The organism is Nocardia sp. NPDC055321 (assembly GCF_053645575.1).
In genome coordinates this window covers 1-11,375 of the sequence record NZ_JBSHMS010000014.1, presented here as the reverse complement: position 1 = coordinate 11,375, position 11,375 = coordinate 1, and the positions used below count along the sequence as shown (strand labels likewise).

9 protein-coding genes are annotated in these 11,375 nt (G+C 70.0%); 5 read left to right on the top strand and 4 right to left on the bottom strand.

The annotated features are described in order from the left end of the window. Window positions 1–28: 28 nt before the first annotated feature. Window positions 29–1,279 carry an acyltransferase family protein gene (locus tag ACWIGI_RS22580; RefSeq protein ID WP_454204419.1) on the bottom strand — a complete coding sequence of 417 codons (1,251 nt, stop codon included), beginning with the start codon at window positions 1,277–1,279 and terminating at the stop codon, window positions 29–31. 189 nt (window positions 1,280–1,468) lie between these two features. Between ACWIGI_RS22580 and ACWIGI_RS22575 the strand changes: the two genes are divergently transcribed. From ACWIGI_RS22575 to ACWIGI_RS22565, 3 genes are all read left to right on the top strand, one after another. Further along, a complete protein-coding gene (locus tag ACWIGI_RS22575; protein ID WP_454204418.1) occupies window positions 1,469–2,635 on the top strand; it encodes a DUF3068 domain-containing protein in 1,167 nt (388 codons plus the stop codon). A 242-nt stretch (window positions 2,636–2,877) separates the two neighbouring features. Continuing rightward, on the top strand, window positions 2,878–4,092 hold the full coding sequence (locus ACWIGI_RS22570; protein ID WP_454204608.1) for a polysaccharide biosynthesis protein: 1,215 nt from the start codon (window positions 2,878–2,880) through the stop codon (window positions 4,090–4,092). A gap of 9 nt (window positions 4,093–4,101) precedes the next feature. Then, window positions 4,102–6,126: a hypothetical protein gene (locus ACWIGI_RS22565; RefSeq protein WP_454204417.1), complete on the top strand. Its 2,025-nt coding sequence runs from the start codon at window positions 4,102–4,104 to the stop codon at window positions 6,124–6,126. Window positions 6,127–6,330: 204 nt separating this feature from the next. Here ACWIGI_RS22565 and ACWIGI_RS22560 read toward each other — a convergent pair whose 3' ends face one another. Beyond that, window positions 6,331–7,509: a glycosyltransferase family 4 protein gene (locus tag ACWIGI_RS22560; protein WP_454204416.1), complete on the bottom strand. Its 1,179-nt coding sequence runs from the start codon at window positions 7,507–7,509 to the stop codon at window positions 6,331–6,333. Between the two features lie 456 nt (window positions 7,510–7,965). Here ACWIGI_RS22560 and ACWIGI_RS22555 point away from each other — a divergent pair, with 456 nt between their 5' ends. Further along, entirely contained in the window at window positions 7,966–8,850 is an 885-nt protein-coding gene (locus tag ACWIGI_RS22555; protein ID WP_454204415.1) for a methyltransferase domain-containing protein, read from the top strand. Here ACWIGI_RS22555 and ACWIGI_RS22550 read toward each other — a convergent pair. Beyond that, entirely contained in the window at window positions 8,812–9,114 is a 303-nt protein-coding gene (locus ACWIGI_RS22550) for a hypothetical protein (RefSeq protein ID WP_454204414.1), read from the bottom strand. The two genes, ACWIGI_RS22555 and ACWIGI_RS22550, sit on opposite strands and share 39 nt — an antisense overlap. Before the next feature lie 203 nt (window positions 9,115–9,317). After that, window positions 9,318–9,521: a hypothetical protein gene (locus tag ACWIGI_RS22545; RefSeq protein WP_454204413.1), complete on the bottom strand. Its 204-nt coding sequence runs from the start codon at window positions 9,519–9,521 to the stop codon at window positions 9,318–9,320. A 325-nt stretch (window positions 9,522–9,846) separates the two neighbouring features. Between ACWIGI_RS22545 and ACWIGI_RS22540 the strand changes: the two genes are divergently transcribed. After that, window positions 9,847–11,286: an aldehyde dehydrogenase gene (locus tag ACWIGI_RS22540; protein ID WP_454204412.1), complete on the top strand. Its 1,440-nt coding sequence runs from the start codon at window positions 9,847–9,849 to the stop codon at window positions 11,284–11,286. The last annotated feature ends 89 nt before the right edge of the window (window positions 11,287–11,375 follow it).

Below are 11,375 nucleotides of genomic sequence, written 5' to 3'. Positions count from 1 at the left end.
AACCGTCCCGCCGAACCGGCGCCGAACCTCAGCCGAAGCGGCGGCGGGTCCAGCGGCGCACCGGATCCTCGATCAGCGCGTAGCTGGCGGCGGCCAGGGGGAGGGTGAAGGCGATGGTCATCAGATAGACCAGCGCGAAAGATCCACGGAACGGGATGATCCCGAACACCGGGAAGACGATGGCCAGCACCGCCAGGTGCCAGATGAAGATGCCGTAGGACCAGCGGCCCAGCATCGCGGCGAGACCGCCGGTGAGCCAGCGATGCCGCCGCTCCGGCCGTAATACCAAGGGCGCCAGCAGCGCGAAGCCGATGACCGCGCCCAGCGCCATCTTCACGGCGTACTGCCAGGGCTGCCCGTGGGTGAGACCGGCCGGACCGGCCAGCGGGGTGGTGGCCAGCAGGAACGCGATCAGCGCCAGCGGCCACATGAGCCGCAGATCGCCCGCGAACCGCCGCCAGCGCGGCGCTTCCGCGTCCGCGAGCTCGGCCAGCAGCATGCCCGCGCCGAACCACGGCAGGTAACCGGGCAGCCAGTTGTCGGCGTTGATCGCCTCGGGAGTGGGTACGGGCAACAGGTTCCAGCCCAGGAACAGAATCGAGACGCCCAGCACCACCGGCACGCGCAGGTGAGCTCGATTGCCGCGCAACCACACCAGCGCGAAGGCCAGCAGCGGCAGTACCGCGTAGAAGGCGACTTCCACGGCGAGACTCCACATTTGGGTGAGCCCGTCGGTGAGCGTGTACGGCACATAGATCTGTAGGAAGGCCAGATTCGCCAGCCACACCCGGAATCCGGCCGTGTGCGCGGCGCTCGGCAGCAGAATCAGCGCCGCGCACACCGCGACCCAGTAGGCGGGCAGGATGCGGGCCGCGCGATGCAAGAGATAGCGGCCCGCCGCGGGTGCCTCGCCCAGTCCGCGCGCGGCGGCCGCGTGCGGGCGCCACAGCAGGAAACCCGAGAGCGCGAAGAAGATCGCGACCGCCATGTCGAAGCGTTCCCAGACGCGTCCGATGTACGGCTGCGCGGTCGCGCCGGTCTGGAACGCCACGTGGGTGAGCACGACCCCGAGCGCGGCGAGCGCGCGCATGCCCTCCAGGGCGGGGACGAAGGTGTTCGGCCGGCGGATCGAGCGCGTGTCGAGCGGCGCGGCGATCGTGGAATTCGGGCCGGCGGGCGCGGGCGCGGCGGCCGGATCGGTGGCACTCTCCCCGCTGACGGCGGCATCCGAGCCGACCGGTTGTACCGGTTCGGAGGGCGGGCGCAGGGTCGTGGTCATCGCGATCCAGTGTGCCCTGTGCCCTCTTCATGTGAGCACCCCGCGTTTGACTTATGGGCGTTTCGCGGAGTTTTCCTGCCTCGGCGAGACCCTGAACGCTCCTGAGCTGTTAGTGTCGGGGCTCACGAGTGCTGCGCGGCGACCGCAGTACTCATCGGAACGACCTGTTCGACGACGAGGAGAAGTTGCATGGCACTGAGTGCCGGGACCAGACGGACGGTGGCCTGCCTGCTCGTGGGGCTGGGTGCTTTGTTGCTCGTCGCCGCGATCATGATCCCCACCTACACGGTGAGCAAGGTGGCCAAGACGCCACTCGACCTGCAGATCACCACGATTGCGACCAACCTGGCCGGAACCAAGAGCGAGGTCCTCGACGCCAAGTCGCTGACCGGACCGGGTTCGGCCAAGGTGGACACGAACGTGCCGCTGTTCTCGCAGCGTTTCCTCACCATCGAGGATCCTGCGGACGCCGAGCGTCTCACCATCCAGGCCGGTCAGACCCTGCGTCGCACCGACAAGCAGGGCGACACCGGGCTGCTGACCGCCTCGATCGACCGCGTCACCGTCGACCGTAAGGACGGCATGCCGGTCGACGAGGTCGACGGCGGCCCCAACGGCTCGATCGGCGTGACCGTCGACAAGCAGGGCCAGAGCGTGATGGACCCGGTCCAGCACACCGGCCTGCAGTACCGCTTCCCGATCGGCACCGAGAAGAAGGCGTACCCGTACTTCGATCTCAACGTGCGGAAGACGTACGACATCAACTTCATCGAAGAGACCGAGATCAACAGCATGAAGGTGTACCACTTTCAGCAGACGGTCCCGGTAACCGATCTCTCGACCGTCGCCAACTCCCCCACCAACAAGCTGGCCCTGCCGGCCGAGAAGTGGGGCGTCGAGGGCGGCGAGACCCCGGTGACCATGATCCGCTGGTACACCAACACCCGTGACCTGTGGGTCGAGCCGCAGACCGGCACCGTCATCAAGGGCGGCGAGCAGGTGCACCAGTTCTACTCGCGCACCGGCGACAAGCCCGAGGTGAACGTCCTCGAAGCCACCCTGATGTTCGATGAGAACACCGTCGAATCGCAGATCGCGGTGGCCAAGGAGAACATCGACAAGCTGTCGCTGTACGGCCGCACCATCCCGATCGTGCTCGGCGTGCTCGGCGCGCTGGCCCTGATCGCGGGCATCGTGCTCGGTGTGCTCGGCGGCTCGAACAACGGCCCGACCGCGCGTCGCGCCGCGCCGGCTCCCGCCGGTGGACCGGCTCCGGGCCGGGGCAACTTCGACGCCCCGACCGAGCAGATCGACATCAACAAGACACAGCAGATCGATATCAACAAGAAGCCTTAGGCTTCGACCTGCTTCACAGCGGCCCCGCACCTTTCGGTGCGGGGCCGCTGTGCGTTCGGGGCCGCCGCGAATCCGGTCGGCGCCGAACGCAATCGGCGACACGAATAAGAGCTGTTGGCTATCAAACTCTGCGACAGGGGTGCGGCGCGGAACCGCGGCACGGCGGGTGGGAGCATTGCGGCGTGTCCGTTGTACGCCGTCTGCCTGTAGTCGCGGACCTCACGCTGGTGACGGCCGGGGCCATGACGGCGAACGTCGCGGGATACCTGCTGCAGCTGCTCGCGAGCCGGTGGCTCGGCGTCGCCGGGTACAGCCCGTTCGCGAGTCTGCTCGCCGTGCAGATGCTGTGCGCGGTGCCCGCGCTGGCACTGCAGAACGTCGTGGCCCGCGAGGTCGTGCGGGGGGCTTCCATCGCTACCGCGCGGGCGCTCGCGCTCAAATGCGCCGGGATCGTCGCGGTCATCGCCGTTCCGCTGGTGCCGATCGTCAGCCTCACCCTGAAGGTCGACTGGGTGGCCGCGGCGGCCGCGCTGTGCACCGTGCCGGTGCTGGTGCTGCTGTCGGGCGAGCAGGGGATCCTGCAGGGCTCGAGCCGGTTCCGCGACCTCGCCGTGGTGCTGGGCGGAGCCAGCGTCGTCCGGACCGCGCCGGCGCTGATCGTGCTCGCGAGTGGCGGCGGGATCGCGCCCACGCTGTGGGCCGCGACGGCGGGGGCGACGGTCGCCGCTCTGCTGGCGCGGCACATCGTCGATTCGAACGGCGCGTACGGCCGGATCGGGGCGCGCGGCGCCGAGGGTCCGGACGGCTCCGCCCGGCGCGGCGCCGACCTGGCCGCGGTGCTGCCCGTGTTCCGGGCGGCGCAGGTGCAGGCGGCGCTGATGGCGCTCTCCTCGGCGGATCTGCTCATCTCGCGCATGGTGCTCAGCGACGAGGACGCCGGGCGGTACGCACTGGGCGCCATTGCCGCCAAGATCGCCTTCTGGCTGCCGCAGGCGGTCGGGGTGGTCCTCTACCCCAAAATGGCGCAACCGCAGCATTCCGCGCGCGCTGTGCGCTCGGCGCTGGCGGTGCTCACGGCGGTCGGCACGATCGCGGTACTCGGGGCCGCCGTGGCCGCGCCCCTCGCCCCGCTGTTCGCCGGCCAGGACTACGCGCCCGTGCAGGGACTGCTGTGGTTGTTCGCGCTCCAGGGCGCGCTGCTCGCGGTGCTGCAGGGTGCGCTGCTGTCGGCCATCGCCGCCGATCGCACCGCCTCGGCGGCCATCACCTGGCTCGGGCTCGCGGTGGGCGTGGTGGTCATGCGGACCTGCGCGCACTCGGTGGCGAGCCTCATCGGCATCGCGGCCGCCACCGCCGCGATCACCACCCTCGTGATCACCGTGCTGGCGCTGCGCACCGTGCACGAGCCGGCCGGCGACGATCCCGTCGTCCCCGGCCTCGGGGCGACCGGGGCATAGGGTGCGGGTGTGAGCGCGGAACACCCCCGGCGAACCGGCCCGATCACGGCCGCGTACAGCCTCGCCCTCACCCTGCTGGTCCTGGGCCCGCTGCTCGGTCCCGGATACCTGCTGCTGCGCGACGCGGTGAGCACCCCGCGCTCCTACCTCACCGATTCCGCCCTCGGCCTCGGCGACGCGGCTCCCCGGGCCGTCCCCCAGGACGCGCTGCTCGCCGTGCTCTCCCCCGTCGTGGACGGCGGCCTGCTGGTGAAAGCCATTCTGCTGGCGGCGATCTGGTCCGCGGGCTGGGGTGCGGCCGTGCTCGCCCGCACCCTCCTGAGCGCCTCCCTCGGCCCCCAGCTCGTGGCCGTCACCGTCACCATCTGGAACCCCTACGTGGCCGAACGCCTGCTCCAGGGCCACTGGAGTCTGATCACCGGCTATGCCGCGCTGCCGTGGATTGCCCTGGTGGCCACTCGGTTACGGGCCGCCCGGGTCGACTCCGCCACAGCACCGCAACCGCAGGGGTCGATCCCTCGCGCCACCACATCCGCAGGCTGGCTCCCCTGGGCGGCCCTGGGCGGCTGGCTCGCCGTCGCGGGCCTGACCCCCACCGGTTCCCTCCTCGCCGGGGCCCTGGCGCTGCTCCTGGTCGGGGGCCGCAATCTCCTTCCCACGGCGGCACTCTGGCTGGCGTCCTGCGCACCCTGGCTGGCCGCCACCGCCCTCTCCGGCGCGGGCTCCGCCCCCTCCGACCCGGCGGGCGTGGCCGCCTTCGCTGCCCGCGCCGAACCCCTCCTGGGCACCCTCGGCAGCCTCGCCGGCCTCGGCGGCATCTGGAACGCCACCGCCGTACCCGACACCCGCACAACCTTTTTCGCCCTGATCGGCACGGCGATCCTGCTCACCCTGGTGGCGACCGGCGCCCGCGCCGTCTACGCGGCACCGAGCGGGACGACGACCGCGCTCCCCGGCTTGCGTTCCACCGCATCGAATTCCGAGGCACGAGGCACGGACAGCACGGGGTCGACCGTCGCCGATCGGCACGAGAAGACCACCCCGCCCGATCCCGCCGAAGCTGCGAACAACACTGCGGCAATCCGCCACACCCGCCGCACTCTCCTGTTCGTCGCCGCGGCCGCGATCCTCCTACCCGCCCTCGGCGCAACCGGCTGGGGCCTGGCCGTCGGCGAGTTCCTCGTCGAGCACGTCCCCGGAGCCGGCCTCCTACGCGACACCCAAAAATACGTGGCCCTCGCCGCCCCCGCCTTCGCCCTCTGTGCGGCCGCGGGCACACAGGCACTGTCCGCCCGCATTTCCGCCGCCCGCATACAACGCGTTTCGGCGCGAAGGGGTGTGGACGCCGAGGCCGCTGAACCTGTCGTCCAAGGCCGGACTCGGCCGGGGCGCGGGGTAACCGGTTGGGTGGCGGCGGGTTTCGTCGTGTTGATCTTGGTTTCGCTGCCGGACATGGCCTGGGGTGTCGGGGGCGCTTTGCGGCCGGTGCGGTATCCGGTGGGGTGGGAGCGGGTCGCGGCGGCCGTCGACGGGGGCGGGGACATCGCGGTCTTGCCCGGGGGGATGTTCCGGAAGTTCCGGTACTCGGGGAAGGCGCCGGTGCTGGACCCGGCGCCACGGATGATGCCCCGGGACGTGCTGCAGACCGGGGAGTTGCCGGTCGCGGGGGCAACCGTTTCCGGGGAGGGGGCGCGGGCCGGGGAGGTCGAGCGGTTGCTGCTGGCGGGTGGGTCACCCGGGCGACTGGCAGAGCTGGGAGTGGGGTGGGTGCTGGTCGAGCGGGGGACGCCGGGGCCGATGGGCGAGGCGAAAACGACGCTCGCCCAGCTGGATTCCGTGTACTCGGACCGGGACCTGGAGCTGTACCGGGTGCCGGGGGCGGTCGCCGATCACGACGCTTCCCCGGGCGCGCGCCGCGTCGCCGGTGCGGCCCACTTCCTGTGGGGCGCACTGCTCCTCGCAGGGCTCGCGGCAGCGTGGGGTAGCGCCCGCTCCCGACGCCGCGCGGGATCCGCCGCGCCGCAACCGGTCTGAGGAACATCCGGATCGGTGCACACGACATCGAGCGCACCGCTCTTTGCTGAACAGGACTTTCGAGCGGCGATCCTCACCTGATCTGCGAGCGGTCGAACGGCGGCGCATGGAGTGCCGGCCCCATCTACAGCGCAGGGCCGAACACCAACGGACAGATCCGGCCGTCGTGAATCAGAGCGGGGGCGTGGGGATTTCGAAGCGAGATCAGGGCTGGGTCAGGGGAGAACCTGCCACCAGGCCGGAGACGCGGTTGCCTCGGGACACGGCCGAGAGGACCTCGTAGACACCGTTTCCGGTTTGCTCCCAGGAGAATTCGCGGGCGCGGGCGCGGGCCTTCTCGCCCAGGACGGTGCGCGCCTCGTGATCGTCGAGCAGATCGCCCACCGCGAGGGTGAGGTGGGCTGCGTCGTCGACCAGCATCCCGGTCACGCCGTCCACGATCGAGTCGGTCAGGCCGCGCGAGCTGCGGTAGCCGACGGTGGGGACGCCGTGCTGGGCGGCCTCGATCACGGCCAGACCCCAGCCCTCCTTGCGCGAGGGCAGCACGTGCACCCAGGCGCGGGCGAGCAGCTCGTGTTTGCGGTCCTCCTCCACGTGCCCGTGGAAGGTCACCGCGTCGGCGATGCCGAGCTCGTCGGCGTGGGTGCGCAGGTTGTCCGCCCACCAGCCGCCGCCGATCACGTCCAGGTGCAGGTCCGGGATGCGATGCCGCAGCCCGGCGACCGCCGCCATGGCGTCCTCGATCTGCTTGTGCGGCACCAGCCGGGACAGCACCACGATGCTCGGGTGCGCGGTCCGGGTGGCGTCGTCACCGGCCGGAACCGTGGCGGGCACGGGTTCGGCGCCGTTGCGGACGACGGCGATGCGCGCGCCCTCCACCCCCAGCGCGGTCAGTTCCTCCGCGGACGGCAGCGACACCGTCAGGTACTGGTTCTCCCGATGCACGCGCGGCGACAACCTGGATTCGATCCACCAGCCGATCCGGCCGACCAGTTTGCCCGCCACGGGCCACTGCTCACGATGCCCGTGATGCACCAGCACCACGGTCGGCGCGGCCGCCGCGGCCCGCGCGAAGAAGGGGATGCCGTTCTGGGTGTCGATCACCGCGTCCGGCCGGACGCCGCGCAGCGGCCCGATGCCGAGCCTGCCCAGCGCGATCGCCGCCAGCGCCCGCGGGTACACCGTGAACCGCCCGCCGCCGCGACTGATGTCGATGCCGTCCACCCGCTCGGAACGCGCCGCGCCGGGGTACCCGGCCGTCCGCAGGGTCACCTTGACACCCCGGGCGGCCAATTGCGCGCCGACCTGCTCGAGATAGCGCTCACTGCCTCCGCCCTGCGGATGCCCGGTGTCGCGCCAGCAGAGCAGCAGCACTTCACGCACGGGCAGATCTCCAAAGTCATGGCGAAAGGATGATGAACAACGGGCTCCACCATATAGCGCGAGTGCCCTCCGCAACCCATGAGTGGTCACCTGACCTGCTACCGGGCGCGGATTTCCCCGCTCGCGATCGCCCGGAATACGCCCGCGACTGCGCGAAAGAGGCTGACGTGCCCGATCCGGCGTCGCCGGAGAATTCTTCCGGATTACCGGGCGCCCGGGCGGGTAGGTAGGGCGTGTGCACCACCGGGACAAACTCACCGACCCGATTCGGCGCGAAAGGACTCGCCGCCGAGCGGTGCTCCGCCGCCGTCCGTGTCGCGCCGTTCGCGCGGCTCCTCGTGTCCCGATCAACGCCCGCCCGCGGGGAAGCCGCGCCAGCATCGCCGCATACCCATGTCCCCCGGTAGCGGGAGGTAGCGCGGTGCCGCCGACGACGGTTGTGCGAGACTGCTCGCCGTGCTTCGTGCTGAGCAGACCGGATTGCGGTGGGGTGGGCGGCGGCCGCGATTCGCTCGCCGGGCGACCTTGCGCCGGTCGCTGCGGCTGCTGGGGAGTTTCCGATTCGAACAGACCGATCCGGCGCTGTTCTACGGTGGCGTCGCCGTCGATACGGCCGCGCTGGTGAGCGATTTCTACCGCGATCTGACCGGGCATTCGCTGCGCGGCGCCGTCGTACTCGACGTGGGCGGCGGTCCCGGTTATTTCGCGGACGAGTTCGGGCGCGCCGGCGCGCGGTATCTGCCGGTCGAACCGGACCCGTCGGAAATGCACGCGGCCGGATTGCGCGTGGCGGGCGCGGTGCGCGGCTCGGGGATGGCGCTGCCATTCCGCGATGACGCCGTCGATGTCTGCATTTCCTCGAATGTGGCCGAACATGTGCCGCAGCCGTGGACGATGGCCGAGGAAATGCTGCGTGTCATCAAACCCGGTGGGCTGATGATCTTTTCGTACACCATCTGGTTCGGCCCGTTCGGCGGCCACGAAACCGGCCCGTGGCATTACCTGGGCGGCGAGTTCGCGGCGCGCAGATATCTGCGGAAACAGGGGCGGGAACCGAAGAACCGTTTCGGAAAGTCCCTGTTCGCCGTCGGCGCGGGCGAGGGTATGCGGTGGGCGCACCGCACCCCGGACGATGTCGAAGTGCTCGCGGTGTTCCCGCGGTATCACCCGAAATGGGCCTGGTGGCTGGTGCACGTCCCGGTAATTCGGGAACTGCTGGTGAGCAATCTGGTGGTGGTGGCCACCAAGCACACGGGCGCCGAGACCGTATCGAAGGGGAAAACCGCACGGAGCGAGCGGGATTCACCGTTCCAATCGGCCGCGACGCCAGATTCTGCGTAAACCGCCGTGCCCGTCGGGTTCGCCCCAGGGTGACTCCTGGGTTGCCAGCCCGATGGTCTCCATCACGGTCAGCCCGACCTGTCCGGCCAGAGCATGCACCGCGGCAACCGCTTCCGCGGCCTGGAGCGCGGCGGTGGCCTGCTCGGTGGTGAGCGTGCGCCCGGGCAGGAATGACACCACCCAACCACCTACGCCGACGCTTTTCGCCTGGTGAGGCGTGAGATCGCTGGTCATCAGCGAACGATCGACCACTTGCACCGCCATGACTCGAATCTCCCCTGCGCGGTATTGATTCATGTATCGAGCGAGCTATCCAAGATAGCTATAAAGCATGCTCGCAACGCGTGCGGAATGCAATAGTGCGTTCCGCGAAAAGCGAACCGGCAGGTAGGATTTCGGAAATTCGAGTCGCTGGAAGGTTGCCTCGAAGATGCGGAAGCGGTTGCGGAGACGATGTTTCGGAAGTCTTAGAGATCGGCCTCGATCAGTCGCAGCGCCGGCTGCGCGCGCCGGTCCGACCGCGACGGCGCCGCGACCACCTCGACCTGCCAGCCCGGCGGCAATACCTTCTGCAACTGGTTCGCGGCCCGCTGCATCGGCGTACTCGTCGAGATGGGAGCGAGGTCCGCTAACTCCGGGAGAATCAGGGGGGTGACATCCACATCGTTCATGCCATGCGCCTACCTTTCGCGTAACGAACCAGTCGCCAGTCACGGACTGGAAAAGCCTGGAAAAGCTAGGAACGGAGACAGCTTCAAAAATAGCAAGGGCTAATTTTTGGCAACCGACCAGATGGGCGTCGGCACGAAAGCCATGCGAAGCATAAGCCACCCATAGGCGAACCGAATTGCGAACCACGTTCCCTGCCGGAACGAGTCGCCTCGAATTGAATACCGAGAAGTCGACTTTCAGAATTGTCCCGATCACCGGGACCGCGGGGCGGGAGTCCGGACGATGCCCCGGACAACCCCCGGGGCAAAACTGTAACGTGTTCTCATGGAGTACCCGAGCCTGTTCATCGGCGGACGCTGGACCGCGCCCGCCGGCACCGAGACCGTCCAGGTCGTCTCACCCGCCACCCTGGAAACCGTCGGCAGCGTGCCCAACCCCACCCGCGCCGACGTCGACGCCGCGGTCACCGCCGCCCGGCACGCCTTCGACCACGGCCCCTGGCCCAGCACCCCGCCCGAGGAACGCGCCGAACTGCTCGCGCGCGTCTCGGCCCTGCTCGACCAGAAGGCCGGTGAGCTCACCGCCGCCCTGTCCGCCGAGACCGGCGCGCCGCCCATGTCGGCGAGCACGCTCAACAACTTCCCCGCCAAGGCGACCCTCGACTACTACGCCGGGCTGGGCAAGGCGTTCCCCTGGACCGAGTCCCGCACCGGCACGTTCGGCACCACGAAGGTCTCGCGCGAGCCGATCGGCGTCGTCGCCGCCATCATCGCCTGGAACGTGCCGCTGTTCCTGGCCGTGAACAAGCTCGCGCCCGCCCTGCTCGCCGGGTGCACCGTCGTCCTCAAGCCCGCCCCGCTCACCCCGCTCACCGCGAACCTGCTCGCCGACATCTTCGCCGAGGCCGGGCTGCCCGAGGGCGTGCTCTCGGTGCTGCCCGCCGACGCCGAGGTTTCGGAGTACCTGGTCTCGCACCCCGCCGTGGACAAGGTGACCTTCACCGGCAGCTCCGCGGTCGGCCGCAAGATCGCCAGTGTCGCGGGCGGTCAGCTCAAGCGCTGTTCGCTCGAGCTCGGCGGCAAGTCCGCCGCGATCCTGCTGCCCGACATGGACATCACCGCGATGCCACAGCTGGCCTTCGCGGGTCTGATGAACAGCGGCCAGGCCTGCGTGGCCCAAACTCGCATCCTCGCCCCGCGCAGCCGCTACGACGAGATCCTGGACGCCCTGGTCGAGTCGTCCCGCATGTTCCCCCTGGGCCTGCCCACCGATCCCGCGGCCCAGCTCGGCCCGCTGATCTCCGAGGCGCAGCGCGGCCGCGTGGAGGGCTTCATCGCCAAGGGCAAGGACGAGGGCGCCCGCCTGGTCTCCGGCGGCGGCCGCCCCGCCGACCTCCCCGGCTGGTACGTCGAGCCGACGATCTTCGCGGACGTCGAGAACACCATGACGATCGCGCAGCAGGAGATCTTCGGCCCCGTGCTGTCGGTGCTGCCCTACGACACCGAGCAGGAGGCGATCGCCATCGCGAACGACTCCGACTACGGCCTCGCCGGCTCGGTGTGGACCACCGACATCGACCACGGCCTCGAGGTCGCCGCCCAGGTCCGCACCGGCACCTACGGCATCAACTGGTACGCCTTCGACCCCTGCTCCCCCTTCGGCGGCTACAAGACCTCCGGGATCGGCCGCGAGAACGGCCCCGAGGGCCTGGACGCCTACTGCGAACAGAAGTCGGTCCTGATGCCGATGGGATACACGCCCTAACGACCACGGCACTACGAAACGGCCTCGGCGGCACCGAATTCGGTGCCGCCGAGGCCGGAGTAAGGTGTGGGGGTGAGAGCCGCCCCCCC

Excerpts from the sequence above, each read along its gene's own strand:
- ACWIGI_RS22580 (WP_454204419.1), bottom strand. The coding sequence starts at position 1,279 with ATGACCACGACCCTGCGCCCGCCCTCCGAACCGGTACAACCGGTCGGC.
- ACWIGI_RS22575 (WP_454204418.1), top strand. The coding sequence starts at position 1,469 with ATGGCACTGAGTGCCGGGACCAGACGGACGGTGGCCTGCCTGCTCGTG.
- ACWIGI_RS22570 (WP_454204608.1), top strand. The coding sequence starts at position 2,878 with ATGACGGCGAACGTCGCGGGATACCTGCTGCAGCTGCTCGCGAGCCGG.
- ACWIGI_RS22550 (WP_454204414.1), bottom strand. The coding sequence starts at position 9,114 with ATGGCGGTGCAAGTGGTCGATCGTTCGCTGATGACCAGCGATCTCACG.
- ACWIGI_RS22545 (WP_454204413.1), bottom strand. The coding sequence starts at position 9,521 with ATGAACGATGTGGATGTCACCCCCCTGATTCTCCCGGAGTTAGCGGAC.
- ACWIGI_RS22540 (WP_454204412.1), top strand. The coding sequence starts at position 9,847 with ATGGAGTACCCGAGCCTGTTCATCGGCGGACGCTGGACCGCGCCCGCC.